Source organism: Streptomyces sp. NPDC032161 (assembly GCF_040636995.1).
GTDB lineage: Bacteria > Actinomycetota > Actinomycetes > Streptomycetales > Streptomycetaceae > Streptomyces.
In genome coordinates this window covers 560,974-584,199 of the sequence record NZ_JBEZVN010000002.1, presented here as the reverse complement: position 1 = coordinate 584,199, position 23,226 = coordinate 560,974, and the positions used below count along the sequence as shown (strand labels likewise).

At 66.9% G+C, this 23,226-nt stretch carries 24 protein-coding genes and 1 other RNA gene; 5 read left to right on the top strand and 20 right to left on the bottom strand.

What is annotated here, in order from left to right; translation table 11 throughout:
- Positions 1-40: 40 nt before the first annotated feature.
- The 4 genes from eda to AB0E67_RS08350 all read right to left on the bottom strand — a co-directional run bounded on the left by eda (position 41) and on the right by AB0E67_RS08350 (position 3,217).
- Entirely contained in the window at positions 41-661 is a 621-nt protein-coding gene (gene eda / locus AB0E67_RS08365; protein ID WP_362022629.1) for a bifunctional 4-hydroxy-2-oxoglutarate aldolase/2-dehydro-3-deoxy-phosphogluconate aldolase, read from the bottom strand.
- 87 nt (positions 662-748) lie between these two features.
- A complete protein-coding gene (gene yaaA / locus AB0E67_RS08360; RefSeq protein ID WP_362022627.1) occupies positions 749-1,549 on the bottom strand; it encodes a peroxide stress protein YaaA in 801 nt (266 codons plus the stop codon).
- Between the two features lie 58 nt (positions 1,550-1,607).
- Positions 1,608-2,444, bottom strand: a complete 837-nt coding sequence (locus AB0E67_RS08355) for a hypothetical protein (RefSeq protein WP_362022625.1) — start codon at positions 2,442-2,444, stop codon at positions 1,608-1,610.
- Between the two features lie 5 nt (positions 2,445-2,449).
- Positions 2,450-3,217, bottom strand: a complete 768-nt coding sequence (locus tag AB0E67_RS08350) for a MerR family transcriptional regulator (protein WP_362022622.1) — start codon at positions 3,215-3,217, stop codon at positions 2,450-2,452.
- Positions 3,218-3,334: 117 nt separating this feature from the next.
- On the opposite strand from AB0E67_RS08350, the gene rnpB reads away from it, so the two are divergent.
- An RNA gene (rnpB, locus tag AB0E67_RS08345) (RNase P RNA component class A) lies at positions 3,335-3,736 on the top strand.
- A gap of 385 nt (positions 3,737-4,121) precedes the next feature.
- Here the strand turns inward: rnpB and AB0E67_RS08340 are convergent.
- On the bottom strand, positions 4,122-4,568 hold the full coding sequence (locus AB0E67_RS08340; RefSeq protein WP_362022619.1) for a tyrosine-type recombinase/integrase: 447 nt from the start codon (positions 4,566-4,568) through the stop codon (positions 4,122-4,124).
- Between the two features lie 17 nt (positions 4,569-4,585).
- On the bottom strand, positions 4,586-5,425 hold the full coding sequence (locus tag AB0E67_RS08335; RefSeq protein ID WP_362022616.1) for a hypothetical protein: 840 nt from the start codon (positions 5,423-5,425) through the stop codon (positions 4,586-4,588).
- Between the two features lie 287 nt (positions 5,426-5,712).
- Here AB0E67_RS08335 and AB0E67_RS08330 point away from each other — a divergent pair, with 287 nt between their 5' ends.
- Positions 5,713-6,159 carry a hypothetical protein gene (locus tag AB0E67_RS08330; protein WP_362022614.1) on the top strand — a complete coding sequence of 149 codons (447 nt, stop codon included), beginning with the start codon at positions 5,713-5,715 and terminating at the stop codon, positions 6,157-6,159.
- Positions 6,160-6,509: 350 nt separating this feature from the next.
- Complete coding sequence (locus AB0E67_RS08325; RefSeq protein WP_362022612.1) at positions 6,510-7,493, top strand: hypothetical protein; 984 nt, start codon at positions 6,510-6,512, stop codon at positions 7,491-7,493.
- 264 nt (positions 7,494-7,757) lie between these two features.
- Here AB0E67_RS08325 and AB0E67_RS08320 read toward each other — a convergent pair whose 3' ends face one another.
- From AB0E67_RS08320 to AB0E67_RS08265, 12 genes are all read right to left on the bottom strand, one after another.
- Complete coding sequence (locus AB0E67_RS08320; RefSeq protein WP_362022609.1) at positions 7,758-9,314, bottom strand: DUF2357 domain-containing protein; 1,557 nt, start codon at positions 9,312-9,314, stop codon at positions 7,758-7,760.
- A 267-nt stretch (positions 9,315-9,581) separates the two neighbouring features.
- Positions 9,582-10,808, bottom strand: a complete 1,227-nt coding sequence (locus tag AB0E67_RS08315) for an AAA family ATPase (RefSeq protein WP_362022607.1) — start codon at positions 10,806-10,808, stop codon at positions 9,582-9,584.
- Positions 10,805-11,518 (bottom strand): hypothetical protein, encoded by a 714-nt coding sequence (locus AB0E67_RS08310; protein ID WP_362022604.1) that lies wholly within the window; start codon positions 11,516-11,518, stop codon positions 10,805-10,807. The genes AB0E67_RS08315 and AB0E67_RS08310 overlap by 4 nt, the downstream gene beginning before the upstream one ends.
- Position 11,519: 1 nt before the next feature.
- Positions 11,520-12,581: a site-specific DNA-methyltransferase gene (locus AB0E67_RS08305; RefSeq protein ID WP_362022601.1), complete on the bottom strand. Its 1,062-nt coding sequence runs from the start codon at positions 12,579-12,581 to the stop codon at positions 11,520-11,522.
- Positions 12,582-12,710: 129 nt separating this feature from the next.
- Complete coding sequence (locus tag AB0E67_RS08300; protein ID WP_362022598.1) at positions 12,711-13,064, bottom strand: hypothetical protein; 354 nt, start codon at positions 13,062-13,064, stop codon at positions 12,711-12,713.
- Between the two features lie 74 nt (positions 13,065-13,138).
- Positions 13,139-13,363: a hypothetical protein gene (locus tag AB0E67_RS08295; protein ID WP_362022595.1), complete on the bottom strand. Its 225-nt coding sequence runs from the start codon at positions 13,361-13,363 to the stop codon at positions 13,139-13,141.
- Between the two features lie 236 nt (positions 13,364-13,599).
- Positions 13,600-13,872, bottom strand: coding sequence for a hypothetical protein (locus AB0E67_RS08290; protein ID WP_362022592.1), 273 nt, complete (start codon positions 13,870-13,872; stop codon positions 13,600-13,602).
- Complete coding sequence (locus tag AB0E67_RS08285; RefSeq protein ID WP_362022589.1) at positions 13,850-14,707, bottom strand: hypothetical protein; 858 nt, start codon at positions 14,705-14,707, stop codon at positions 13,850-13,852. The genes AB0E67_RS08290 and AB0E67_RS08285 overlap by 23 nt, the downstream gene beginning before the upstream one ends.
- 133 nt (positions 14,708-14,840) lie before the next feature.
- Complete coding sequence (locus AB0E67_RS08280) at positions 14,841-15,116, bottom strand: hypothetical protein (protein ID WP_362022587.1); 276 nt, start codon at positions 15,114-15,116, stop codon at positions 14,841-14,843.
- Positions 15,113-16,516, bottom strand: a complete 1,404-nt coding sequence (locus AB0E67_RS08275) for a phage major capsid protein (protein ID WP_362022584.1) — start codon at positions 16,514-16,516, stop codon at positions 15,113-15,115. Before AB0E67_RS08275 ends, AB0E67_RS08280 begins: the two co-directional genes overlap by 4 nt.
- A 238-nt stretch (positions 16,517-16,754) precedes the next feature.
- Entirely contained in the window at positions 16,755-17,126 is a 372-nt protein-coding gene (locus AB0E67_RS08270) for a hypothetical protein (RefSeq protein ID WP_362022581.1), read from the bottom strand.
- 4 nt (positions 17,127-17,130) lie between these two features.
- Positions 17,131-17,421, bottom strand: a complete 291-nt coding sequence (locus AB0E67_RS08265; RefSeq protein WP_362022578.1) for a hypothetical protein — start codon at positions 17,419-17,421, stop codon at positions 17,131-17,133.
- 668 nt (positions 17,422-18,089) lie between these two features.
- On the opposite strand from AB0E67_RS08265, the gene AB0E67_RS08260 reads away from it, so the two are divergent.
- Positions 18,090-18,731 (top strand): helix-turn-helix domain-containing protein, encoded by a 642-nt coding sequence (locus AB0E67_RS08260; protein WP_362022576.1) that lies wholly within the window; start codon positions 18,090-18,092, stop codon positions 18,729-18,731.
- A gap of 147 nt (positions 18,732-18,878) precedes the next feature.
- Here AB0E67_RS08260 and AB0E67_RS08255 read toward each other — a convergent pair whose 3' ends face one another.
- Together AB0E67_RS08255 and AB0E67_RS08250 are read right to left on the bottom strand one after the other, a co-directional pair.
- A complete protein-coding gene (locus AB0E67_RS08255; RefSeq protein WP_362022573.1) occupies positions 18,879-19,736 on the bottom strand; it encodes a tyrosine-protein phosphatase in 858 nt (285 codons plus the stop codon).
- Positions 19,733-21,061, bottom strand: a complete 1,329-nt coding sequence (locus tag AB0E67_RS08250) for an MFS transporter (RefSeq protein WP_362022570.1) — start codon at positions 21,059-21,061, stop codon at positions 19,733-19,735. The genes AB0E67_RS08255 and AB0E67_RS08250 overlap by 4 nt, the downstream gene beginning before the upstream one ends.
- Before the next feature lie 180 nt (positions 21,062-21,241).
- Between AB0E67_RS08250 and AB0E67_RS08245 the strand changes: the two genes are divergently transcribed.
- Positions 21,242-23,035, top strand: a complete 1,794-nt coding sequence (locus AB0E67_RS08245) for a glycoside hydrolase family 3 N-terminal domain-containing protein (protein WP_362022567.1) — start codon at positions 21,242-21,244, stop codon at positions 23,033-23,035.
- Positions 23,036-23,226: the final 191 nt, after the last annotated feature.

Sequence of the window (23,226 nt, the reverse complement as noted above, 5' to 3'; positions counted from 1 at the left end):
GCGTCTCCCGTCCTCGTCCCCGGGACCGGATCGGTCCCGGTCAGCCGCGCAGCGCCGCGGCCTCGCGCGCGAGCCGTTCCACCCGCGCCCAGTCCTTCGCCGCCACGGCATCCGCCGGGACCATCCAACTGCCGCCCACGCAACCGACGTTGGGGAGCGCCAGATAGGACGGGGCGCACGCCGCCGAGATGCCGCCCGTCGGACAGAACCGGGCCTGCGGCAGCGGCGAGGACAATGCCTTGAGGTAGGCGGTGCCGCCCGCCGCCTCGGCCGGGAAGAACTTCATCTCCGTGACCCCGCGCTCCAGCAGCGCGACCACCTCGGACGTCGTCGAGACCCCCGGCAGGAATGGCGTCCCCGACGCCCGCATCGCGTCCAGCAGCGGGTCCGTCCAGCCCGGGCTGACCAGGAACCGGGCCCCCGCGGCGACCGCGTCGGCGACGTTCCGGGGCGAGATCACCGTGCCCGCGCCGACCATCGCGTCCGGCACCCCGTCGGCGATCGCGTCGATCGCGTCCAGGGCCGCGGGCGTCCGCAACGTGACCTCGATGGCCGGGAGCCCCCCGGCGACCAGGGCCCGGGCGAGCGGCACCGCGTCGGCGGCGTCCGTCAGGACGACTACGGGGAGGACGGGGGCAAGGTCCAGCACGGAGGAGGTCATGCGGCACATCCTGCCGCGCATACGCAGCATGCACAACGCGCGTTGCGCATGCTGCAACGCCTCCTCGGTGGCTCGGCCGGTCCCGCGTCAGTGGATCTCCGTCACCACGACGTCCAGCGACCATGCCCGCCCGGACCGTGCCGGGGCCTCGGCCTCCACCACGTACCCGAGGTCCCGCAACGTCCCGACCAGCTCCGCGGGCCCCTTCGGCCGTGCGCCCGACACCAGCAGGTCGCGTACCAGCCGGCCCTTCGTCGCCTTGTTGAAGTGGCTGACCACGGACCGCTTCTCGACCCCGTCCACCATCTGGGAGTGCAGCACCCGCACGCTCGCCGTGCGCTCCGCCACCTCCCCCTTCGGCTTCCATGCGGCGGCGTAGGCGGAGGACCGCAGGTCCAGGACGAGCCCGTCCCCGGCCGCCTCCGGCATGACCTCGGCCAGCGGGCCGCGCCAGTACGCCCCGAGGGCGCCCAGGCCGGGCAGCTTGACCCCCATCGGGCAGCGGTACGACGGAATCCGGTCGCCCACCCGCACGGCGCCCCACAGCCCGGAGAAGACCAGCAACGACTTCCCGGCCCGCCGCTTGGCCGCCGCGTCCAGCGAGGCCAGGTCCAGGGCGTCGTACAGCACCCCGGTGTAGATCTCCCCGGCCGGCCGCGTTCCCGCCGTCCGCAGTTCCGCGTTCTTCGCGACCTCGCCGCGCAGCCCCTCGCTCAGCCCCAGGACGTCACGGGCCTTCTCCTCGTCCGCCACGCACAGCTCGACCAGTTCGTCGAGGACCGCCGCCCGCGCCGCGGCCAGCCCCGGGAGCGACAGCGACTCCGGTTTCAGCGGCGCGCCCCGCCCCGACGCGGCCTTGCCCTCCGACGGCGGCAACAGCACCAGCACGGCGTTTCCCTTCGTACGTACGCACAGGTGAACGGCCCGCGAAGGGCCTCGTGCCAGCCTACGGGGACTTCCGCGGCCCCCGTACGAGAGCGGTCACGACGGCCCCCGGATCGTCCGCGTGGAACCGCACCGTCCGCGCCGAGCCGCGCTTCCCCAGCGGTCGCACGAAGGCCACCGGACCGGTCAGCTCCACCGTCACCGTCGTCTGGCCGCCCACGGCGAGATCGAGCACCCCGTCGGCGCCCACCCGCACCGATCCGCCCTCGGGGCAGCGCCGTTCGACCCGCGCGGACGCCACCGTCCCCGCCGGAACCCGCACGTCGAACAGGGCGCCGTAACGGATCCGCAGCGCCCCGTCGGCCCCCACCACGTGCGGCCGGGTCACGCACGACGCGTGGAACGCGAGGACGAAGACCACCCCGTACGCGTCCAGCGCCAGCACCACCGCGTGCACGACCGGCCACGGGATCAGCAGCGCCAGCACCAGCGTCTCGACCAGCGCGACGAACAGCAGGCCGTACACCATCGCCGTCTGTGGACCGGTGTACGGCACGGCGAGGGCGTCTCCCGGCACGCCGTGGCGCCGCCGCAGCACCCACAGCCCGAGGCTGCGCAGTGCCCGTGCCTCGTGCGCGACGAGCCGGCGCACCGGCCCCGGCACGGCGGTGCGCACCACCGCGCCCGCCGCCGCCCGCCGACCGGCACCCACGCGCCGCGCCACGAGCCACAGCCGCCCCAGTACGACGCACTCGACCGCCATGGCGCACGCCACCAGCACCGCCGCCCCCGCCAGGACCGACCCCGGTGTCCGGACCCCGGCCGCCCGGCAGCCCACCAGCACCGCCTCCACGGCCAGGGCGGCTCCCGCGACACCCCGCACCACCCGCCTGCTCACCCCACTCACCCCGTTCCCCGCCCCGCCGCACGTTCCGCCATGCGCGCGGTCAGCGCGGCCATCACCCGGCGCACCACCTCGGCCTGCGCGGGCGCGCACTCTTCCAGCAGCGCCTCACCGAAGCCGGACGCCGTGACCGGGTCGCCGGAGGAGGCCACCGCCAGCACCCCGTCCAGTACCTCCTCCGGTACGGCGGCGGCCAGATCGGCGGCCAGCGGGGCGATGCGCGGATCGTCCGCGGGAGCCTCCGCCAGCGCGTCCAGCCGCTCGTACATGGCCAGCAGGTCGGGGTCCTCGGCCATGGGCCGCAGCGTGTCGGAGAAATCGCCGCCGGTCATCGTCTCCAGCAGCACGAGGTGCTCGCGGTCCCTGACGGCCATGGGGGAGGCGATGCCGGGCGCCGTGCCCAGCAGCTCCACCAGCGCGGGCGGCATGGACTCCCCGGAGCCGCCCGGCGTGTCCAGCAGCCGGGCCAGCCGCAGCCGCCGTTCCCGGATCGCACGCTCCTGGCGCGCCAGATCCGCGTCCAACTCTGCGAGTATGTCGAGGAGTTCACGGCCGTCGTCGTCGGCCAGGGCATCACGGACCTCGTCCAGCGTGAGCCCCAGTTCGGTCAGCCGACGTATCCGGGCCAGTTTCACCGCGTCACGCACGCCGTAGACCCGGTATCCATTGGCGCGGCGCCCGGGCTCGGGCAGCAGACCGATGTGGTGGTAATGCCGGACCGCCCGCGAGGTGACCCCGGCGAGCGCGGCGATCTCTCCTATCCGCATGAGGCCAGTAGAAACGTTGACGCAACGGCAAGGTCAAGCGCCGGCCGCCCCCGCCCGCCCCGGGCCCTGCCGCGTCGGGGGCTCCCGCCGGGCGGGTAGCATGGTCGGCACGGCAGACGAGCCGGGCGGACGGCCGCGTGGTGATCTTCGGATCTCCCCGAGGAACGTCCGGGCTCCACAGGGCAGGGTGATGGCTAACGGCCACCCGGGGCGACCCGCGGGACAGTGCCACAGAGAACAGACCGCCGGGGACCTCGGTCCTCGGTAAGGGTGAAACGGTGGTGTAAGAGACCACCAGCGCCTGGGGTGACCCAGGCGGCTAGGTAAACCCCACCCGGAGCAAGGTCAAGAGGGGCCGTCGTGAGACGGCCCTGCGCGAATGATCGAGGGCGGCCCGCCCGAGTTCGCGGGTAGACCGCACGAGGCCGGCAGCAATGCCGGTCCTAGATGGATGGCCGTCTCCCCGGCCGCCGCGAGGCGACCGGGTGACAGAACCCGGCGTACAGCCCGACTCGTCTGCCGCTAAGGGCCTCTGATCGGCATTTTAGCTGGTCAGAGGCTCTTTTTCGTGGATTCAGGCCCTCGGCTAGAACCCGTTCCGTACGGGTCCAAACCGGGGTTCACGGCTACGTACGTAGCCGTGAAGGTAGCCATGGCACGGGGGTCTACGAGTCTGCTTGATTCGGCCCTTCACGTGCTGCAGGACGCCGCTGTCCTGGGCCTTTGATGGGATGGAGCGTCCCGTCGGAACATCGCGCGGCGGGGCGTGATCAGGTTGTACCTCTCTGATTGCCCCGGATAGATCCGCGGTTCTGCGGGGCGCAAACGCGCCAGCGGGGCTGAGGCCGACATCGGCCTCAGCCCCGCTGAGGGTTCTGCGCTCGCGCCCGGAGAGGCGCTGAGGTCACGCCGCGACAGGCTCGGCGGACCGCAACGGCCGCGCCGTGAGGCCCGCGGCGATGGCTCCGTGCGTGTCCGCGTGGTCCCGCAGGAGGTGGCTGTACGTCCGGCGCAGCTCCTCGACGGAGTCGCCGACCCACGCCGCCACGGTGTGCTCCGGGATTCCGTTCTGAAGGCACGTGGAGATGAAGGTGTGCCGCAGGTCATGGAACGTGGGGAGCTTCCCCATCTCGTCCTTGATCCCCAGCTTCCGCAGCGTGGGCTTCCATGCGTCGTCGTTGAAGTGGTTCCGGCAGATGAGGTTGTTGCGCGCGCTCCAGAACAGGGCGCGTGCCGTGCCGCGCTTGCACTCCGTGAGTGTCTTCTTGTGCTCCCACAGGACGTTCTGGGTGACCCGCGGCGGCTGCTGCTCCATGAACTCCTCCAGGGCGTCCACCAGGTACGGCGGCATCGGGACGTCCTTGGTGTTCAGGCGCGGGCTCGTCTTGAGCCTGTCGACGAGCGTGGGGCTGTAGCGGGTCTCCTTGGTCCGGCGAGCATCTGCCGGTGTCCTGTGAGCTTGGGGGCGGGCTGCGGCTGCGACCGCGCGCCGGTCCGCTCGGGAGCGGACTCGGCGGGGTTGAACGGGCGAGGGATGGACGTCGGCTCGTCACGTCGCCGATCGGCGGCCAGGATGCTGACCTCTTCGATCAGCTGCGCCAGGAGTTTCGTCTCCTTGGTCCACCCGTTGATCTGGGCGGACTGGACGCGGGAGTTCTCGGGGAGGCCGTCGATCAGGACGATCAGACGCCTCAGTCCGAGGAAGCCGGGTTCCGGGCTGTCGCCAGATCCCTCGGGCATCGAGCCCGTGGTATTGGCTGAGGTCGGACTCGACGTCTCCCCATCGCTCTTGGAGGAGTCGCCCAGTCCGAAGGACTTTCCCAGGTCAACGCCGTAGACCTTGATCAGGCCAGTGGTGAGGCGGACGTAGGCGGGGAGGGAGGGGTTCAGGGCCTCGAACCGCTTGTACTCCTCCTCGCCGAGGAGGATGCGGTGCACGTCGTAGATGGCCTCGACGAACCGGCGTGGGAGGTGCGGGCGCGTGAAAATGAGGTCGATGACGACGGACGCGGCCGGATTCTCGCTGGCCTCGACGACGTCGCGGAGCAGGCCGATGAGGTCGAGTTCATCGGAGAGCAGCGGGTCGAGCGTCTTGGCCGGGAGCTCGGCCGGGTAGATGAACTGCTCCTCGCGGTACTTGACCGGGATGCCGTGCGGGTACTGGACCTCGCGGCGCTCGGCAGCGTCGAGGTCGATGACGAAGGACATCGTGGGCTGGCCTCTCGTGTGTGCGGGCTGAGTCGCGGGGTGCGGCAGCGCGCGGACAGTGGCAAGCCGGTAGGGCTTGCGTCGCGCGCTGCCGCGGCGAGAGGGCAGCCGGCCGGGGGCGGCGTGGTGGCCGGTGCGAAGCTCGGGTCGTCGGTGATGACGTACCAGGCGTCTGCGTCGTCGCCGCCCTGCACGGCCAGACGCAGGGGCAAGACGGCTTCCTTCGTCTTGGCGAGTTCGGTGTTCACACCCTCCATCTGCATGCAGCGCGGGACCATGTAGCGGTAGTGCTTGCTGCCGTCGATCACCTCAATGCATGCGGCGATCTCGGTGCGGCCGCCGATCCGGGGCGGCGTGAACTTGTAGTGCTTCTTGCTGTCGGCGGCGGTGATTTCGGTGATCTCGCCGCCGCCGTACACGGCCTGGAAGTTGGGCCCGGACCACTGGTGAAGGTCGACTTCGATGGTCGACGCGTCCTGGGTCTGGAAGGTCCGGGTCGGGTAACTGCTCTGGGCGCTGCGGACCTGCTCGAAGTTCGGTTCGTTGTTGAACTTCAGCGAGTCTTCGGTGGTGAGGCCGACGGCTCGCCACCCGGCGGGCATTGCCACGGTGGCGTCGGCCGGTGCGGTGGTGCCGACCTCGGCGAGCCACACGCGGGTGAGCGAGGGTATGACGATTTCGTTGTTGTTGGCGGTCTCGCCTGCCATGAGGGGCTTCTCCCTGGGGTCCGGTGATCGGGCCCCGGAACCTTGGGGAGAGCGGGGGGCTAACGTCGCGTGCTGGCGGGAGTGGCCTCAGCGGGCTGAGGCGAGCGAGCGGTGATGACTACGGCAGCGTGCCGCGCCACATGGCTCGGCAGTGCTTGATCCTGGGGGCGCACCCAATTCCTGGCAGGTGGCAGGCTTTGAACTACGCCACGGTCGGATGTCGTTGAAATAGGCTTGGGTAGCCTCAACAAACTTGCTTCTGGTATCGCGGAAGTTACTGTAAACTCAGATATATTCCACCAGGGCTCAAATTACCTTATGTAATCCGATAGGATTCGAGGGCACGGGATGCGCCCCACTACATCGGAGTACCCATAATGACCGACACTGCAGCAACCCTGACGACGCATCCTTCCGATATCGAGGCCATCGGCCCGCAAGCTTCAGGAGAATCGGGAATCCGAGCACGGATCAGATTCCATCAATCATGGTACCGCCAACACATACTCAAACTCCCAAGATACGGAAGTACTGAGCCCCATTCCGGAAGTCGGTCAATGGGTAGCATTTTGCATCCCGAAGATGCTGCGGCCGGGAAGAACTTTACGACGCCGTCCGCAGTAGACCTCTACCAGGCACGCAGGCGCGAGGGCTGGGGAGTTGACCCTATCCGTTGCACAAGATATCTGACATCTAGTCAAGCGTTGACCATTAATCTCCTAGCTCCCCTAAAGGAGGACCCCGACTGGGCCGCGCGCTCCCTAAGCGGCCTTCTCGACATGAATGTCAAGCGGATTACCAAGACGGATATCGAGTTCGCCCCTCAGAGGCGCAGCCTTCACCTAGGAGACATGACGAGACTGGATGCGTGGATTCATCTTGAAACCGAAAGTGGACCGCTTGGCCTTGCTCTCGAAGTCAAGTATTCTGATCGCTTCAACAGTCGCCATTTGAAGGTTTGCGAGAACCCAAAATATCAAGCACTAGCAAATGAAACTGGACTGTGGAATCTAAGCGATCGGAGAACTCAATCTCGACCAGTCAACCAATTGCTTCGATGCCACGCCCTAGCTGCTAGCCTTTGGACCGCCACTCACAAAAGAGGGGAGCTTCCTAGTATCCTCATTCTCCATCATCCTAGCGACCAATCGGCACCTAAAACGGTGGAGCTCTATCGAGAAGCACTCAACAGGCCAGACCTTCTGAAGGTGGCAAGTCTGGATCAGCTAGTCTCTCAAATGGCGATAACGGCGACGTCAAAATACCAAAGAACCGCTATCCAAACGCTCAGGATCCGGTACTTGGACCACGACCTGAGCGAAGCTTCCTGGATGAAATATCTAGATAATCGGCGTACTTAAGAGCTGTCCCGTAATCCCTGGCGGGCGCACGACGACAGCTGCGGCACCTCGCCGCGTTGTCGGAACGCCCGAATACATCCAGTATGCGGGCGCCCCTCCGCCTCGCGACGCACCGCATCCGACGCCGCGCGCTGACCCACCAGGAATTACGGGACAGCCCTTAGGTTAGTAGTTACAGTTGTCGCATCCCCGTCACGGCAAGCGAACCCCTCGTCACTGACTCGCAAACGGATTTCCGCCTGCTCAAAACTTCTCCGAGCGTGATCAGTCCAAACCTCGACTACGTCTCTCAGTCAGGCCTGCAAACGGAGGACCGGGCACAGCAAGGTCTTCCGGTGCGAGTGACAGTAGCCCATCCAGCCAATCCTCAACGTGTTGTACGTTTCCTGGCAAGAAAGGAAGTGCGCCAATTCCAAGCGATTCGAGTGCCTCACGAAGTTTCGAGTTAGGAAATTCTGAAGACGCAGCGCTGGGCAGAGGAAATAGTGCCGCCCCCTTCACAACGGGACGAGCTTTACTTTCCCCCTGACCAACCACGATCGCATCCCTATAACGATGAAGGGCGTTAATGGCATCAATTGGAGGACCCGGGCAGCCGAATTGATGCTGGTAGCCGTCTGAAGCATCCAGCCGATACTTTGCATCAAGCAAGACGATCAGATCTGGCCAGCCATCATGCCGAAACTTAAGAACGATATCCGGTTTCTGTTGCCCTGTTAGCCCTCGGTAGTGATCGTTGTAAGAAACATCGAGTGTCACAGTGGGTGATTTACATGTAACCGTCGTGCGTCGCCCCTGAGCCAGGCGTACCCGAATGCCACTCTCTTCCACTCTCAACAAGGTCGAAAGGCCGGCAGATCCGCCCGTCTTCGCCAAAACAATCCTCAGAACTTCGAGGTAGCACCAAGTTTCGTACAGGCCATGAACATCCATGACTGATAGGTCAAAGGATTCGCCATGGATCGACAGCCCAAGCCTCAAGACCATGATCACACGATGAGCTTCGCCGTATCCGATACCACTCAGCAGCGTGAGCGAAGCGAAGCCTGATGGAGGAGGCTCCGTTATGCTGTCGAACAGCGGAAGTGCCAGCAGCTCCGAGATACTCCGGGAGAAGCTGGCAACCTCCCTTTCCTCAGCCACCAGCCTTGCTGGCGCGGCGCCTCCGCCTGTCCGGGACCGTTTCAGCTCCGCGGACACAGTGGCATGGATGTCTGACAGTCGATCGCGGATCAGAGCGAGCTGCAGACGAAGCCACCGGTGTTCAGCGGTATCCAAGGTCTCGCGGCTGCGGGATGCTGGCAGAACGCTTCGGATGCGGCCAGCGCCTGGCAGCTCAGTCCAAGGACCCTGCCCACGGCCTCGAATGATCGCCTTGCGGATGGTCGCATCTGCGCGCTTGATACGGTCGGCACGTACATAGTCAATCTCGCGACTCAGCGCTCTGTGCGGGTGCTCATTAACGTACCGGATTGATCGAACCAGCAGGCTGACCTCATTGCGCAACAGCGTTAGCCAATCGAGACTGGTCGCGTCTCGAACGTCACGAGCTTCACCCGTCTGGTATGTGGCTCGCAGATACTCCAACGCAAGTGCCCGAGACGTAGCCGCTACGTCAGAGAGCAGGTCCTGGTAATCGGTAGCGTAGTCAATCTTGGCAGGGAAAACCTCGATTGTCAGCCGCAATGTTTCGTGACCGACGCCCACCTCCAGGGTGCACAAACCAACCTGCCGACCAAAATTCACTGACCCGGCGCACATCAAGTCCTCTGGATAGGAGTCGATGGAATTAAGTAGCAGCGGATCGCGGTGGACCAGCACTGGAGATCTTCCCGGAATACGGGACTTAACTCTTATCCGGTAAGTAGTTTCCTCGAAGAAATGTGGGAACTCTCCCCCAGTGATACCCGAGGCAGAGCTAGAACGTCCCACCACCTGCACGCCAGCTGAGCCAGTCGATGCCTCAACCTCGAGTCGTGGCTCAACGTCCGACGGAGTCGAGAGAGCCCAGCGTGCCCGTCGCGGCCCATGGATCTCCACGGTCGCGAATGGCGTAACGACTTGAAGCAAGCGTCCGCTTACCATGTGCTACAGCCAGAAGTTAGTGAAGCCTGTTTCCTGCAAACGTCGCAGCATGAGCTCCAGTCGGTCAGCGCAGAATGGGTACTGAGAATCGTTGCCCGAGGGCACTCCATGAGCTTCCTCTTCCGAAGATGGAGATGCCCAAACGTGGAGGCCGTCGAGTATGTTCCGGATGGTCGCTCCTCCACCCTGTACTCGTGGAAGCACCTTCATCGCGATAGCGAGATCAAGCGGATCGACCGTCCCTGAGTCGGACGTTGCAAACAGGTCTGCACAATCCTTCGCTGCGAGGCAGAACATGGTGATTTCATCGCGCACCCGATAGCCGAATTGAAGCTGGCCTTGCTCCAGAATCCCATTGACCTCTGTCAGGGTTTCGATGATGGAGGCAACCGCTTCAGTATCACAGTCAGGATGACTGCTTAGCGAGAGCGCACGAGCCTTCCAGTGAGAACTTTCCCATTGGGCTGATTGTGCAGATTGCTCATTCGTCGGCTTCACGGCAGACAGGTCGACTTGCGAGAACTCAATCACGAAAGCGCGGTCAAGAACTTTCTTGGAGAAGCCATACGTCGTCTCATCCATGTTGACAGAGCCAACAAGGCACAGATTATCTGGCAGCCGCACCTGCGCCCATTCATTCGCAGCTGAATCAATCAGCTGGGGGGCCAGGGGGTCGGACATAACTCGGCCGTCAGAGTCCGGGCTACGGTTCTCCAAGTGACTGAGCACTTCAGCCAGATAATATTCAACCCGCGCAATGTTCATCTCGTCCAATACGAAGAAGAACTGTTGCTCGGGATGCTCCTGCGCCTGGCGAGCAATACGCAACAGTTCTCCGGGGTGAAACGAACCGTCGAGTCGCTCAAAGCCGATCAGATCGCTGCTGTCAGTCCAGTCTGGGCGGACAGGGACGGTGATACATTTAGCTCCAGTCGCCTCAGCCACAAGCCTAGGTAGCTTGGTCTTTCCGGTTCCCGAGATGCCGGCCAGAATCACAAACGGCTTGGTACGCACGGCCGTAATGAAAGCGGCAATTTGCCAGGGGTCGAACACGAAGCCCCGGGTGGCTACGTACTGCGCGACATGTTCTATCTGCTCTGCAAGGTTTGCAGGCGGCGCTGCAGAAGTCGTCGACGTTGGAGTGGAAAGTGGTGTCGAAGCTCGAGGCTGAGGGGCCGCTGGGAGGTATTCCGCTGGATCGGCGAGCGTATCGGCGAAAGCGTGCGTCACAAGGACTCCTCAGCGGTCGTCGATTCGACTTGAGACGCCAAATCGAGCAAATTCTCATTTCTCACAGTAAATAGGGCATCGAGTTCGACATCATTTAGCCCGAGGTCGACAATAGCTGCATTAACCAGCTCCTCCTCGGTCGGCTCGTGCTGAAATCTCTCCTCGAGATCAGTAAATCGGAACCACCACATGGCAGTGTCAAGTATCCGCGGTCGCTCTCCGGAGAAATGACCCTGCGCACCCTTAACAATGAAGAATGACTCCAGTTCCTGTTTGCTGCGCTCTTCGAACCTGAAGGCCTTTGGACTGGTCCCGGGCACCAGCTTCAGCGGCGGCGTGGCACTTTGAGACTGCCAGCGACTAACCGTGTCAGATGATCCATTCGATGGATACTTGTGGGAACGGTAGCCACGATTCTTCTCACGCGTGGCTCCGAAGGGAACGAAGTATGGGTTTTCGGCCTCACCTCGTGCGCCCAGATCTGGGTGACACAAGGTAAGTTGCTCGATCGCCTGCACGAAGTGGTGCGACTTGGTGCCTGTGACGACGTCGGTGGGCTGGGTTGCCGAGCCTTGCCCCTGCACCTCCACCTTCCTGATCTCGAGAGCCCTCTTGAAGACCAGGAAGTCACCGAGCCGAGCCGCCGCCGATGACTCCCCTAGGCGACGAACAGCTTCTTTGAGATCGGTCTTCGACAGGTAAATCGGCACCTCACGACTCCAAGTCGAGTTGACTGTCTAGCTTCTTGAGCTCATCAGCAACGTGTTCGCAGTAATCCTCACTGAGGTCAATTCCAATTGAGCGGAATCCGTTCGACCTGGCAAACAACATGGACGTTCCCGACCCATTGAATGGATCCAGCACGATTCCCTGAGGAGGCGTCGTCGCCAAGATTGGGATTCGCACAAGATCATCAGAGAATGCTGCACGGTGCTTTCCTCCGTTGCCAGAGGCAGTTCGCGCATCCCACGTGTCGAGCGGTGGCAGAACGCGCCCCGTCTTCTCTTGCTTTCGCCCTACAGGAAGGCGATCGAAGTAGTACCAGCGGCTTTTCGTGAGATGGAACACGTACTCATGTGAGATCGAGCAGCGATCACGTACCTGGTCTGGAACGGGATTGGGCTTCACCCAGACATTGTCGTTGCGGACGAGCCAGCCGGCATCTTGCAAAGCGATAGCAAGCCGATGGGGGATCAGAAGCAACTGCTTCGGGCGCGCCCACTTGCCGTCTCCGGGCCGGTCTTGGGGCCTGATACCAAATCGTCGCGCACCCTGCTTGGCTTCACCGCTCTTATGCGCGCCCTTGCCGCTCCAGTAGGTGTCACCGATGTTAATCCACAGCGAACCAGTATCGCTGAGAACCTCCCAACAAAGCTGGAACACCTCCACCAGATTATCGATGAACTGTTGCGGGCGCTCTTCGAGGCCAAGTTGACCATCGTATCCGTAATCACGCTGCCCGTAGTAGGGCGGCGAAGTAACAATGCAGTCGACTTTGATCCCCGCATCGATCAACTTACGTAGCCCAGTGCGGACGTCATCGCGGAGCACGATGGCTTTCTGGTCTGAATAATAAGCACGATCCACGAGTGCTGAGTCCGTGAAGTGGGCCTGCGGTGTCACCTGGGGATGTAGGGCGCGATTCGCCGGCGTGTCCTTCAACTTGCCGTTCTCAACAGACGCGCGACCTGGCGGCAGGGGCATGTGATCCGAGGGGCCGCCCTCATCCATGGCTGCGGCCTCTCGCTCGGCCACTGTTTCCACTCGCTCCATGTTCCCATCCGCCGTCTAGCACGTCAGGTCGCTCTGTGATGAATCGCGTCCCATTATTACCTGGCCGCTACTCTGAGCAGCGAAGCCACTCTACCGGCGGAGATCTGCTGAGGTTGCGGCCTGTGGATACTACGGGTGCAGCGTGATCAGCAAGCCGAGGAGCCAACGCGGCTGCCCATCCACGAGCGGGGACCACAAGATCGAGCCGGACGGGCGTACACCGTTGATGACAGGCTGGCCGGGCGTGTGCGCGGCGTCAGGCAGTTCCATGGCCGCGGCCGCGCAGGCGAGGATGATACGCCGCAGCTCGGCTTGCCCCGGCCAGCCGCCCGGATCGCCGTACACCTCCAGCGACACCTCGGGCTCCGTGGCCCAGGTCAGGGTGCGCAGATCCCCGCCGGGGCCGTGTGTCACGCGCAAATGCGGCCACGGAGCCTCGGAGATCCCGGACACGCGGTTGGGGCCGCCCAGGGCCTCGGCCACGCGCGGGTGCTTCTGCAAGTGGGAGAGCAGCGCCGACACCGGGTCGGCGCCGGCGAGTGCGTACGTCGGGGCCATTAGGTGCGTGCGACGTAGCCCGAGAGGCGAAGGCGACGGGCGTAGTCGGCCGGCACACGAATCTTGGCGCCCGGCTGGTAGCTGCGCCCTTCGATGTTCAGGTGGTGCGACAGCGTGACGGTCTCCATCCGCGTGTTCATCGCCGCGGTGACGTTGACGGTCGTGACGTCTTCGGCCGGGGCCTCCGGCGCTGTGCTCTTGGCGGTGGTGTTCTTGGTCGTCATGCCGCGCACTGTGAGCGGCGGCAGGTGCTTGCGTCGCGTCCTCAAGTGGGGAGGGGGCAGCGTCGGGCGGCCACGATCGCCGCAGCGCTGACTTCAAAGACCAAGAGCACCACGCGCCAACCCCAATTCGAACTGCGATGGGGCGGACTGCATGTGACGATTCAGCGTGTGCCCGCGTGGTTGATCGCGCTCACCAGCACAGCTATCGGAACCCGTGCAGCGTGGTGGACGAGCCGCTAGAGAAGCCGAAGGTGATCCCAACCGTCCGGGCCGATGCTGAGCACGAGCAGACCGGCAGAGGAGACTTCGCCGGAACGGACCGTGTACCAGTCCGATCCGTTGTCGAGGGTGGGAGCCTGGATGTGCAGGCGACCGTTTCCGAGCTGCTGGGCTCGGAAGTGGTGGTAATGGCCCGTGATCAAGATGGCCGCGTCCGCGATGGCCTGAGGGCCGAAGCTCTGCGCTCTCCACCAGTCCCCGGCCTTCTCAGGGCGGGGACTGGTGGCCATGGGGCAACCCCACGGTGGTCCCGGCGACGTCGAGACTCACGGTCTCCCGCCACTTCTCTGGCAAGACGAAGGACACGTGACCGTAGGCATCCTCGTTGCGGGCGTACGCATCCGCGATCTGCGACATCACCTCAATGCCCCAGTCGTCGTTAGGCGGGCCGACTGCCTCCCGGCCGCGACGGACCCGGCCGTGGTTCGAGCCACACGTCGCGGCAACGACGCGGTCAAATCGCCCGGCGAGACGGTCCAGGCCCTCAAAGGTGATCTGGCGGTGGACGCGGATCATCTCGGTCATGCTCAGATCATTGCTGTACGCCTGCGACGCGGTGTTCTCGTAGTTCTCGACGCAGTCCCCGGCATCCATCCAGTACGCGGCCGTCGGGCCCTGGCCGATCGCCTTCAAGTCCCTTATGTGGTCGTCGAGTCGGTCGAACCGCTCAGCAACGCACCCAATCAGCTCCGAGGTTCCGCCGTCTCTGCCGACCTTGCCAGCCTGTGCATCCGCGTACACGACGATCAGCGCGCGCTCGGCGGCGCCGGTGGTGGAGCGGGGCTTGCGGCGGCGGCGCAGCGCGTCGCGGACCAGGGCGTCGACGTCGCCTGTGGAGAGCCAGGCCGGGGCGGCGGGCTCCACGGCGTAGCGGCAGCGCCAGACTGGCCGGGTGACCGCGTCCTCGCCCTGGGCGTCGCGGTGCCAGGCGGCCGGATCGTGGCGTGCCTCGACGAGGCGCACTCTCCAGCCTTCGGGGATGGCGAGTCCAAGTTCTTCGACGCGGGCACGCCACTCCTCTTCGCCGCTCGGCGGCTGTTCGGCGGCCGGGGCGGTGACCACCATCGTGCCGCCCGGCTCGTAGCGGACTCCGGCCTCCCAGCCGCGAGGTGCTGGGACGAGGGTGCGCAGGACCTCGCTGGGCTGCGACTGATCGGCAGGGGCGGGCTGGAGCAGAGCCTCCGGGTGTTGGTCAGGCTCATCGCGGGCACCGGCATCCGTTGGCTTCGCCGCGGCGGCGATGGCGTGCCACGGTGTAGGAGGTGACCGCCTGGCCGTGCTGGCTGAGCACTTCGGCGATGGCGGTGGAGGAGACGGTGCGGGTGTCGAGGATGCGGCGCAGTACCTCAGTGGTCTCCTCGTCGACCGACGTCAGGACGGACCCGACACTGCACGGCGGGCCCTTGCGGACGGCCGGCGCCTGGGTCAGCGCGTCCAAATCGGCCGCGAGGCCGACGAGTTCCTTGTTCGTCACCGTTCCTCCGTGTCCAGTCGTGCAGTAAGGGGGTGAGGGGAGGTGCCGCCCGGATGTTGGGCGGTACCTCCCCTCGTCGGGATCAGCGGGTGGGGCTGGGTCCAGGTGCCGATCACAAAGCTCTCCGGGCGTGGCATTTCGAGGGCGACCCGCTCGTCCGCTCGGAACGTGATCAAGCCCTTCTCGAAGTTGTCGGCGTTCTCCGAGCTGATGGTTACGGAGACGGACTCGCGGTCGTGGAGCTGTGCACCGAGGCCGAACGCGCCGACGAGGAAGTTCTCATCGGCCATCGCGGTCGTCTCGACGACGTCCAGGTGCCACACGCGCTTGGTCGCGCCGACAGCGATCTGCAGGGCGACGCGGAACGCGCCGGTCTTGTCCTCCTTGACCTCGACGTGCTCCCACATCGTCAGCGACAGGACGATGCCGATCGGGTCGTACTCGGCGAGCAGTGCCTTGGTGATGCTGCGCCGGATCTGGACGCTGTACTGGTCGGTGTTAAGCCCCTGGTACTGCTGCACACCGGGGGTGTTGAAGATGCCGGTGAGGGACTGGTCATCGCCCACGGAGTGCAAGAGGTCCCAGTCTTCCTGGTACTTGACCCCTTCGATCACGCGCGAGTTGATGAAGGTCTTCAGGCGCGGCTCGCCGCTGAGGATGTTCTTGTGTGCGTCGAGTAGATGGGCGATCTCGCTCACCGGGTACATTACCGGGACGAGCGAGAGCTTCGAGCGGGGCGCACGGCCCCACGTGTCGGTGTCCGCGCCGGTCGCCGGGCTGGTGCCGTCGGCGGCGTAACGTTCCTTCACCTGCTTGGCGCTGTTGGTCCAGCCGGTCTCGCGGGCGCCGTAGAGCACGGCCTGCTTCGTCGAGGACTTCGGGAACAGGTCGCGGATGTGGAACTTCCTGTACTCGCGCTCCGCGATCCCGAGGTTCTGCGCAGAGCCGAGGGTCTGGTGCGTGACCGTGCCCGCCGACAGGGAGAAGATGGACTTCCCTTCCATTTCGGCGCGGACGTACGGGCGGTCTCGGAACCCGGCCTGGGCGGCGTTCTTGTGCGCGTCGGACTCGACGAACAGGTCACCGAGGCTCTTGCCCTCCATGGGGCCCTGCGGCTTCTGCCCGTAGTGCTGGCCTGCGGCGGGTACGGAGTCGGGTTCGGCGAGGTACTGCTTGACCTGGCTCATGCCCTCGGCGTCAGCAATGAGTTGCTTGAGCTCCATCGCTTCGGCAGACACCTTCTTGAAGGCGGCGGCCTGCTCTGTACTGACGACGAAGCCGCCGTTGTCCTCGACCTTGAAGGTCTGCGAGATCCGTTCGGCTTCGGCGGACTTCTCGGCGAGCTGGGACTTGAGGCTCCTGACCAGACCCTTGTTCTCCGAAATGACGGGGGTGCTCACGGTGCGCTCTCTCCACGTGCTGGGTGCGGTTGACATGCGTCGCTCGCCCGGCCAGCACCGGGACGACCCGACAACGCGGGGCATTTGAGAGAGCGGGGGTGGTTAACGTCGCGCGCTGCCGTTCCCCACCTGTCTAGGGAAGGCAGCATACGGGCTCTGACCTGCTGTTTTGTTCTGGATGGCGAGATGGTGGGCGCGGGGGTGACCTGCGGGAGCAGTAAGGCTGAGTCGCGGGAGGTTACCCCTGGATCGCGGCCAGTTGGGCCTTCACCTCGTTGGCGTCGAGTCGGACGGTGTCCGCGTCCTCCGCGTCGTCGTCAGGTTCGTCGCCCGCGTTGTCGGAGGGCGCGGGGTCGTGGGGCTCGTCGTACGGGTCGTCGTCCCACAGGTCGATGCCGCTGCCTGCCATCGGGGACGACGCGGCTGCCGGCTGGCCCTGGTCGTCCTCTTCGTCGGCGCCGATGTCGAGGCCCTTGGAGGAGAGCGCCGCGAGGAGTTCGCCGACGGTGGCGCGCACGGGCTCAAGCTGTTCGGTGTCGTCGGCGGCCTGAATGCGGGCGGTGGCGTCGGCGAGGGCGCGCATGGTTGGCCGGACGACGCGGCTGTCCATGGTCTCACTGCTGTCCGCCTCGCGTGCCGGCCCCTGGTCGGGGATGACGACGGTGGTCAGTTCGACGATCTGTGGTGTGCCAAGGGATATCTCCGGGCGCGAGCTTGTCGTACGGCACGGCGTAGTTGACCGGATCAGCGCCGTCCTGGTGGACGGAGACGATGACGCGGTCCGGGTAGGTCGCCTCGACGCACGCCCAGGTGCCGTCCTCGGCGGCGAGCAGGCGGCGGACGGCTGCGCCGACGCGGTCTCGGATCTCCTCGTACGACGCGGGCAACGGCTGGATCGGCGACACGGTGGCTCCAGGGGTGATGCGGGACTTGGCTTCGAAAAGGTCGGCCTCCCTTCTCCGAGGCCGACCGCAACCTCCAAGTTGGGGCGGGGTGCCCGCCGCCGAGCGCGCTCCGGACTGGCGCCGTCGGCGCCTGCCGGGGCATGAATCGAAACCAATCCGTCAACGTTCGGTCATGCAATCCGAGATCAAGCGATAGCTCATCCGAGTTGGATTATCGCGTGGCGCAGCTCGGGGCGCGGGAATGCGCGCCCACGATGCCGAGAAATTGCGTGCACGTGGCGCAAGTCACAGGAGTTGTCCGCATGTTGGACGCTCGCGAGTGAGGTCGAGGTGCCTGCGCGACTACCCTTCCGTCCCCTACTCTGGGGAGTCCGGGCGATGTCTGGGGTTGCGCCCGGCGGACGTCGCAACGTGAGCAGAGCCAAGCCGGACGCGTAAGTAGCCACCAAAGTAGCCACAGAGGCGGTCGCCCTTCACGTTTGTGCAGGTGGTAGCGCTGCGGTGACACTCCCCGGCGTACAGCCCGACTCGTCTGCCGCTCTCCACCTTTCCGTCCACGCCCGGGACTTGTGGGCGCACCACGTCGTGCGAGCGCACGGGCGCCGCCGTGCCCGTCGGGACCGGGACCGCCGGGCCGGACGGGGGCCGTCGGCGCCTATGATCGGAGCATGGCACGCGGGGACGACGGAGGAACTGTCGTGGTCGACGACAAGCGGATCGTGCGCGGAGACACCCGTCGTACGGCGATCCTCGCGGCCGCGACGCGCGAGTTCGGTCGCAAGGGGTACGAACGCGCGCGGATCGCCGACATCGCCCGCGAGGCCGGTGTCACGGACGCCGGGGTGCTGCATCATTTCCCGCGCAAACGGGATCTCTTCGTCGCCGTCGTCGATCTGCGCGAGGACGTCTACCGGACCCTCCACACCCGCGAGTTCGAGAGCGTCCGCGAACTGTTCGACGCGCTGGTCGCCTCCGTCCGGCGCGCCGCCGGGGACCCGGACCTGGTCCGCTTCCGCCGGATGCTGACCGGCGCGGCGAGCATCGAGGGCCATCCCATCGAGGGGCGCTACCGGGAGAACCTCGAACGGGCGCTGGACGTGTTCGTCCCCGTCGTGCGACGCGGGGTCGAATCCGGTGAGTTGCTCGCGGAGAGCGAGCCCGAGCAGATCGTCCTGGAGATGCTGGCCCTGAACGAGGGCATCCGGGACCAGTGGGTCACCCTTCCGGAACGCGTCGACTACGTCAGGACGTTCACGGCCGCCGTGGACTCCCTCTACCGGCGCATCGCCGCCGTCCCGGCCGGCCGTTAGGGCCCGCCCCCGAAGCCGTCGTTCGGCCGGGCCGTGCGTGCCAGGCGTCGCACGGCAGGCGGTGGTTCGACGACAGAGCCCGGACGTGCCGTCGAACCGGCACCGCACAGCGACGCCGGTTCGAGGACACGGTCTGCGGGGCGGCCCTCAGGCCGTCCCGGGCGACAGCAGCCGGCCGCGCAGTCGCGCGAGCGTGTCCGCGTCGAGGCCGTGGGCGGTCAGGTACCGGGCCGCACCCCCGTAACCGGAGTCCAGGCGGTCGAGGGTCTCCGCCATGACGGGGGCGGGGCTCCGGGTGATCAGCGTTTCGAGCCCGGGAGTGACCTCGACACCCATGGCGCGTACCGAGGCGGTCATCCGCTCCGCCCAGGCGCCGCGCAGCCGGTCCTCGCTGAGCGCGTAGTCGGCGACGACCGTCTCCCGGTCCACGCCCACCGCCTCCAGCAGGAGGGCCACGGCCAGCCCGGTGCGGTCCTTGCCCGCCGTGCAGTGCACCAGGACGGCGCCGTCCGTCGTCTCCGCGACGACGCGGGCGACGTGGGCGAAGGCGCGACCGGCGGTTTCGAGGAGGTTCGCGTAGACCTCGCCCAGCGTCGGGACCCGGGCCATGGCGAGGGCGTCGCCGTCCAGCAGGGGAAGCCGGACGGTGACGGGATGCGCCGTCGCCGGGGCGGCCACGGCCTCCTGTTCCGAGCGCAGGTCGACCACCACGGCGACGGCACCGTCCCGGAGCGTCGCGAGCCCGGCCTCGGTCAGCGAGGCGAGACCGGCGGAGCGGCAGAGCACGCCCGGCCGGATCGTCGCGGTCGCGGCCCGGAGACCGCCGAGGTCACGGAAGTTGACCAGCCCCTCCGGCTCGCGGACCGGCTGCTGCCCGGCCGGGTCGGCCCGTACGACGCGCACGGCTCGCCCGGCCGGTCCGGTCGTCCGCTCGGCCGGCTGTGCGGTCTGCTCGGTCTGCTTGCTCCGCATGGTCTGCTCGATTCGTGTGTGGGGCTCGGTCACAGGGGCACGTCCTCGGCGTTCACGGGTACGGCACGGTGGGGCGCCGCGACCACCGGGTCGCGGCGGAGGACCGGGCGGAGGCCCGGCAGGGTGGCCAGGGAGAGCACGACGGCGATCGCGGCCACCAGATACAGCGACGCGTAGTTCTGCGCGTGCCCGGACACGGGATCCGGGCCGCCCCACGAGAGGACGACCGGGGCCAGCGCGGGCGCGACGGACTGCGGGATCGTCTTGGCCAGGTTGAAGATGCCGAGGTACTTGCCCTCCTCGCCCGCCGGGAGCGTCCGCAGGACGAGCGCGAGGTCGATGGAGTAGTACACGCCCAGCGCGAAGCCGGCGATGACGGTGCTCGCCCAGAAGACCGCCAGATCTCCCGTGAAGGCCTTCATGAGCAGGGACAGGGCCATGCCCGTGACCGCCATGAGGACGAACGGGCCGTAGTTCCCCCGGCGGGACGCCAGGTAGCCGCACACGAACGCGGCCACGGTGTTGAACGCGGCCCCCGCGATCGTGGCGATCGAGGTGAGCGAGACGGCGTCGTCCTGCCCCATCCCGAGCCGTTCGATCAGGTAGAAGAGGCCGAAGGTACCCACGATCGTGTACCCGAACTGCATCACGCACCGCTGGATCCAGGCGAGCGAATACGCGGGCGCCCGGAGCGGGTTGAACACGAACGCCCGGAACACGTCCCCGAGGCCCCGCCCCGATTCCTGCGCGGCGGGTACGGGCGGGTCGGGGACGACCGCGCACACGACAACCGCGATCACGACCGACAGCAGCGGCATCGACAGCGTGATCACGGCCAGATCGCCGGCGAACAGGGCCGCGATCAGCATCGCCGGGACGATGCCGAGGAATCCGAAGGCGCCGAACACACCCGATGCCTTCGACCGTTGCTCCTCCGGAACCTGGTCGGCGAGCATCGCGTTGAGCGCCGCCGTAACGGCGTTGTAGCCGAGCTGTCCGAGCGCCCAGGCCGCGGCGAGCCAGCCGACGCCGGGAGCCAGCAGCATCAGCACCGCGCTCACCGCGCCCAGGAGCGTGCCGCCGACGATCCACGGGCGACGGCGCCCGAAACGGGACCGGGTGCGGTCGGAGAAGTGGCCCCAGACCGGGTTCGAGACCAGCGCGGCGAGCGCGCCGACCATGGTCACCAGCGCGAGCGAGGACTCCTTCGTCCCCGGCGCGATCTCCAGGACCTTCAGGGAGAGCGACGCGGTGAGTGCCGTGGCGATCGGCCCGAGCGCGGCGAGTTCGATCAGGGCGAGCAGATAGACGCGCGACATCGGGATGGGCGTCGGCGGTTCAGGGGGGCGGGGAGTCACGGGGGGGATCCTTCGGTCGCTGTGCGTTCCGCGGAGGGGAGGGCTCGGACGAGCATCCGCCGTGAGCGTAGGAAGCCCGCGTGGACCCACAGGTAAACACTTAGCGACGACTAGGTAATACTTAGTGAAGACTAAGTCTTTTGTCTGGGATCGCCGAACGGCGCGCCCTAGCGTGATCGCATGCACACGATCGACACCATCGCACCGGCCGTTCCGTCACCTCGCGTGGAGCGGCTCGTCGCCGCCATGACCGTGGAGGAGAAGGCGGGGGCGCTGCTCGCCGCGCGGGTCACGATGAACCCGGACGGCACCCTCTGGGAGGGCACCGGCACCGAGTCGCCGTTCGGCTTCACCCCGACCACCGAACTCCTCCTCGAACGCCATGTCGGGCACCTGGGGCTGATGAACATTCCGAGCGTGGAGGCGCTGGCACGCTGGGGCGAGGAGATCCGGGCGATGACCGCCGGGACGCGGCTCGGCATCCCGGTCACCATCGGTTCGGACCCGACGCACGGCCGCGGGCGCAACGGCCAGGTCGGTCAGAGCGGCGCGGGGTTCAGCGTGCTGACGGAGCCGATCGGCCTCGCCGCCACCTGGGACGCGGACCTCGTCGAGGAGGTCGCCCGGATGATGGCGCGCGAACTGCGCGCGGCCGGCGTCCACATAGCGGTGCATCCCATGGCCGACCTCGCCACCGAACCGCGCTGGGCGCGCGTGGCGGGCACCTTCGGCGAGGACCCGGACCACGCGGCCACGATGATGCGCGCCTTCGTCCGGGGCCTGCAGAGCGGCGGCGCCCACCAGCGGGTGCTCGCGACGGCCAAGCACTTCCCGGGCGGCGGCCCGCAACAGGGTGGCGAGGACTCCCACTTCGCACGCGGGGCGCACACCGTCTACCCCGGCGGACGCTTCGAGGACCACCTCCTGCCGTTCGCCGCCGCGATCGAGGAGGGTGTCGCGATGATGATGCCCGCCTACGCCGCCCCGCTCGGCCTCGACTTCGACGAGGTGGGCTTCGCCTTCCAGCGGAGCGTCATCACCGACCTCCTGCGCGGCCGGCTCGGCTTCGACGGGGTGGTCGTGACCGACTTCAACATCGTGACCGGCATGCGGCTGCCCCGGCTCGGCGTCGAACTCCCGGTACGCGCCTGGGGGCTTCTGGACCTGCCTCCGGTCGAACGTGTCGGTCGGCTCTTCGACGCCGGCGTCGACCAGCTCGGCGGGGAGGACGATCCGGCGCTCGTCCTGGCCGCGTTGGACCGCGGGCTCGTCACCGAGGAGCGCCTCGACGTCTCCGTCCGGCGCGTGCTGCGGGACAAGGAGCGGCTCGGCCTGCTCGACGACCCGGCGGCCGGTGCCGTCGGACCGGCAGCCGTCGGGCAGCACGTCGCCCACGCCGGGAACCTGGCGCTCGCCCGCCGGGCGCAGGCGGCATCCGTCGTCGCGCTGACCGGCCGCCCCGTCCGCCTCGGCCCGGACGTGCGCGTCTACGCCGAGGGGATCGACCGTGACGTCCTGGCCCGGTACGCGGTCCCGGTCGACGGCGTGGAGGAGGCCGACCTCGCGATCCTGCGGCTGGCCGCACCCTTCGACGTCCACCCCGAGGACACGCTCGAAGCGGCGTTCCACTCCGGCGGTCTCGAATTCCCGGAGGAGACCGTCCGGCACGTCGAACGCGTCGCGGCGGCCGTTCCCACGGTCGTCGACGTCTTCCTCGAACGCGCGGCCGTGCTCACCCCGATCGACGCCCTCCCCGCCGTGACCCTGATCGGCACGTTCGGCGTCGACGACGACGTCCTCCTCGACGCCGTGAGCGGTCGGGCGACCGTGAGCGGCCGCCTCCCCTTCGACCTGCCCCGCTCGGGGAAGGCGGTCGCCGCGGCGCGTGAGGACGTCCCCTTCGACACCGCCGACGCCCTCTTCGGATTCGGGCACGGTCTGCGCTGGTCCGCCCGGACGCACCCGGCCGGATGACCGTACGCGGCCGGGCCGGACGGCCGTGCGCCGCAGGGCCGGTCCCTGAAGGGGCACCGGCCCCCGGGGCCCGGTCCGCCCGGGTGCCCCGCGGCGGGTCCGGGGGACGGCTCCGGGCGGGCCGGCCCGCGGGAACTGCTGGGCGGAGAGCCGGTCGTGAGGCACGATCGTGTCGAGCTGACTCCTCGGGA

Coding starts and splice junctions, on each gene's coding strand:
- AB0E67_RS08260 (WP_362022576.1), top strand. CDS start 18,090: ATGGCACGCGGGGACGACGGAGGAACTGTCGTGGTCGACGACAAGCGG.
- AB0E67_RS08290 (WP_362022592.1), bottom strand. CDS start 13,872: ATGGCCACCAGTCCCCGCCCTGAGAAGGCCGGGGACTGGTGGAGAGCG.
- AB0E67_RS08305 (WP_362022601.1), bottom strand. CDS start 12,581: ATGGAGCGAGTGGAAACAGTGGCCGAGCGAGAGGCCGCAGCCATGGAT.
- AB0E67_RS08295 (WP_362022595.1), bottom strand. CDS start 13,363: ATGACGACCAAGAACACCACCGCCAAGAGCACAGCGCCGGAGGCCCCG.
- AB0E67_RS08270 (WP_362022581.1), bottom strand. CDS start 17,126: ATGGACAGCCGCGTCGTCCGGCCAACCATGCGCGCCCTCGCCGACGCC.
- AB0E67_RS08350 (WP_362022622.1), bottom strand. CDS start 3,217: ATGCGGATAGGAGAGATCGCCGCGCTCGCCGGGGTCACCTCGCGGGCG.
- AB0E67_RS08285 (WP_362022589.1), bottom strand. CDS start 14,707: ATGGTGGTCACCGCCCCGGCCGCCGAACAGCCGCCGAGCGGCGAAGAG.
- AB0E67_RS08325 (WP_362022612.1), top strand. CDS start 6,510: ATGACCGACACTGCAGCAACCCTGACGACGCATCCTTCCGATATCGAG.
- AB0E67_RS08335 (WP_362022616.1), bottom strand. CDS start 5,425: ATGTCCTTCGTCATCGACCTCGACGCTGCCGAGCGCCGCGAGGTCCAG.
- AB0E67_RS08340 (WP_362022619.1), bottom strand. CDS start 4,568: ATGCCGCCGTACCTGGTGGACGCCCTGGAGGAGTTCATGGAGCAGCAG.
- eda (WP_362022629.1), bottom strand. CDS start 661: ATGACCTCCTCCGTGCTGGACCTTGCCCCCGTCCTCCCCGTAGTCGTC.
- AB0E67_RS08245 (WP_362022567.1), top strand. CDS start 21,242: ATGCACACGATCGACACCATCGCACCGGCCGTTCCGTCACCTCGCGTG.